Source organism: Alicyclobacillus sacchari (assembly GCF_004366795.1).
In the GTDB taxonomy this organism is placed as follows: domain Bacteria; phylum Bacillota; class Bacilli; order Alicyclobacillales; family Alicyclobacillaceae; genus Alicyclobacillus; species Alicyclobacillus sacchari.
The window spans coordinates 1-2,594 of sequence record NZ_SORF01000045.1 but is presented as its reverse complement, the minus strand read 5'-3'; the positions used below and the strand labels follow the sequence as shown (position 1 = coordinate 2,594).

The 2,594-nt window shown below is 57.8% G+C and carries 3 protein-coding genes; all 3 read right to left on the bottom strand.

Annotation, left to right across the window (positions count from 1 at the left end):
* Window positions 1-152: 152 nt before the first annotated feature.
* From tnpC to tnpA, 3 genes are read right to left on the bottom strand one after another with little or no spacing between them, the layout of a single operon-like run.
* Window positions 153-1,778, bottom strand: coding sequence for an IS66 family transposase (gene tnpC, locus C7445_RS14250; protein ID WP_134161368.1), 1,626 nt, complete (start codon window positions 1,776-1,778; stop codon window positions 153-155).
* 45 nt (window positions 1,779-1,823) lie between these two features.
* Window positions 1,824-2,153 (bottom strand): IS66 family insertion sequence element accessory protein TnpB, encoded by a 330-nt coding sequence (gene tnpB / locus C7445_RS14245; protein ID WP_006448185.1) that lies wholly within the window; start codon window positions 2,151-2,153, stop codon window positions 1,824-1,826.
* Window positions 2,154-2,179: 26 nt separating this feature from the next.
* The gene (gene tnpA, locus C7445_RS14240; RefSeq protein WP_134161365.1) at window positions 2,180-2,512 is read right to left on the bottom strand and encodes an IS66 family insertion sequence element accessory protein TnpA; all 333 of its coding nucleotides are present in this window, start codon (window positions 2,510-2,512) and stop codon (window positions 2,180-2,182) included.
* Window positions 2,513-2,594 lie beyond the last annotated feature (82 nt).

The window sequence follows — 2,594 nt, the reverse complement described above, 5'->3', positions numbered from 1 at the left end:
GTAACCGTCAAACCGAACACACCTTGACGTTCAGTCCCGGGGAGGTGGATGGACAGTCACCGTTCGATTCACGAGATCATTCACCATTCCCGTTCCCGTGCCTCACGCAGAAAGCCCCGCCATCTCTGGCAGGGCTTCGGTGGATGTGGCATTCACTTTTTCACTCGAATTCCTTCAGGGAGCGCTTCGGACCATGGTAACCATGCCTCGAACGCCGCTTCATCCTGAAGGTCCATATTCGGCATCCGTTCAAAGAGATACGTCAGATACGCGGTCGGATTCAGTCCATTCTCCTTCGCTGTCTCCACGATGCTGTATGTCACAGCACTGGCCCGCGCTCCACGCGGGCTATTGGCAAAAAGCCAGTTCTTCCGTCCGATCACAAACGGCTTCAATGACCGCTCGCACCGGTTGTTGTCGATTTCCAAATGCCCGTCTTCGACACACCGAATCAGCTTAGGCCACTGCTTCAGGACATAATTCACCGCTCGTCCTAACGCGCTCTTGGGCAACACCTGCTGTTCCTGCTTTTCAAGCCATGCCAAAAACGCGTCCAGGATGGGTTTGCTTTTGGCCATCCGCACACGTTGCCGCTCTTCGGCGCTTGCGTTCTTCAGCTTCTTCTCCACCGCGTACAGCGCGTTGCAGAAGGACAGCCCTTCTTCGGCCGCGGTCTTGCCCTTTCGCTCCTTGGGAGGTACCGCCTTCAGGGCTTCGTCAAATTTCCGCCGCGCATGCGCCCAACATCCTACAAGGGTGACATCCGGTAACCCCTCATAGCCCGCGTATCCATCCACGTGCAGATACCCTTGAAACCCTGCCAAGAACCGCCGCGGATGGTCCGCACTTCGCGTTTCCTGGTAGTCGTACAGGACCATAGGGCGGCCGTCCATACCGCTCCGATACACCCACATGTACGACTGGGTCTGCGCCGCGCGCCCGGCTTCATGTAACACTTGCAGCGTCGTTTCGTCCGCATGCAGATAGCGCTGAGCCAAGAGCACTTGGCGAAGTTTCGCATAGAGCGGCTCTAACCACGTCTCCGCCGCGTACACCACCCAATTCGCCAGCGTCTGGCGGGATAACGGATACCCGTGCCGCGCAAACTGTTGCTCTTGCCGGTACAGCGGCATCCCGTCGACAAATTTCTTCGTCATCACATAGGCGACCGCTTCCGGCGTCGCGAGACTCTTCGCCTGCACCGGCTTCGGCATCGGTGCGCGCACCACAGGGGTCTCCACGTCCTGCGCTTCGCAGTGCCGGCAGGCGTACACGTACCGCACGTACTCGACTTTTTTCATCTGCGCCGGGATGATTTTCACACGTCGCGTGATCTCACGGCTCATCTCATGCAGTTCACCCGCACATTTCGGGCAGACTCGCTCGTCATCTGACAGTCGGTATTCGACGACCTCGTCTGCTTCACCCTGATACAGCCAGGCGTCACGCTCCCGCGCCGCACGAGGCTTCCGGCGCTCATACGTGATGGTCTCCGTCTCCACGCCTTCCGATGTCGCTTCCGCATCGGTTTCCCCGGTCTCTTCCGAAGGTTGGGCGTCCGCCTCGACTTCGGCTTCGTTGAACAGCGAGAACTGGACGCTGTCCGACTCCGCCTGGGTCTTGCGGCGCTTTTCGCTGGAAGCCCCAAATAGACGGTGACGGAGCAGATGGATCTGCTCCTCCAGGTAGACCACCTGTTGGCGCAATTGCTCCTTTTCCCGCTGCAGAGCTTCGTATTCTTGTTCGGTCATGAGGATGGTGCCGTTCTCGTGCGTCATGCCCTAAGCATTCGACGACCCAGATCCGATTCCTGCTGATGCGGCTTAAATCGCAGAATGGACACGCACAGCTCGATGCGCTTTCGGCTGCTCGAGCGGTAGGCCATCCAGGAGCCAGTTCAGCTCTCGCCGTGTGATCACCATGATCTTGGCATCGCTTGTCTCTGGCCAATCGAATCGACCGCGCTCTAAGCGCCGATAGTACAGCCAAAATCCGTTGTGCGACCAGTGCAGGATTTTAAGCTTGTCCCGTTGCCGATTGCAGAAGACAAACATGCATGGCGAAAACGGATCGAGCTGAAACGACGCCTGAACGAGCGCGGCGAGTCCGTCAATGGATTTGCGCATGTCTGTGGCGCCACAGGCGAGATACACGCGGTGATCCGAAGTCCAGTCGAAGGCTAGCAAACGTGCATCACGAGCCGAATGAGCTCAGCAAGTGTCGAGGCGTCGTAGCCAGGATGGACGTCAATCTCGACCGAACCCACGCGCAGGGTCAGGGGCGAACGGCCTGTGTCCGAAGGTGATGAGGTCGTCACGACCGACACGAACGTCGTGTCATGCGTGCCAGGTGCGGTTTCGTTTCGTAGTCGGCGAAGCCAGTACCAGAACTGATGGGATTTCAGACCGTGCTCAGCGCAAAACTGACTGGCAGATAAACCGCTGTCGTAAAAGGCAGCGATACGTTCGCGCCAAACTTCACGGCGCTCCTGATGAGACATGCGCCCTTGCATACAAGAACCCTCCCGTGGCTTGATGATGACATTTTCAAGCAGTGGGAGAGCAAATGCTATGTGAGGTTGATTTGACGTTTAC

Coding starts and splice junctions, on each gene's coding strand:
- tnpC (WP_134161368.1), bottom strand. CDS start 1,778: ATGACGCACGAGAACGGCACCATCCTCATGACCGAACAAGAATACGAA.
- tnpA (WP_134161365.1), bottom strand. CDS start 2,512: ATGCAAGGGCGCATGTCTCATCAGGAGCGCCGTGAAGTTTGGCGCGAA.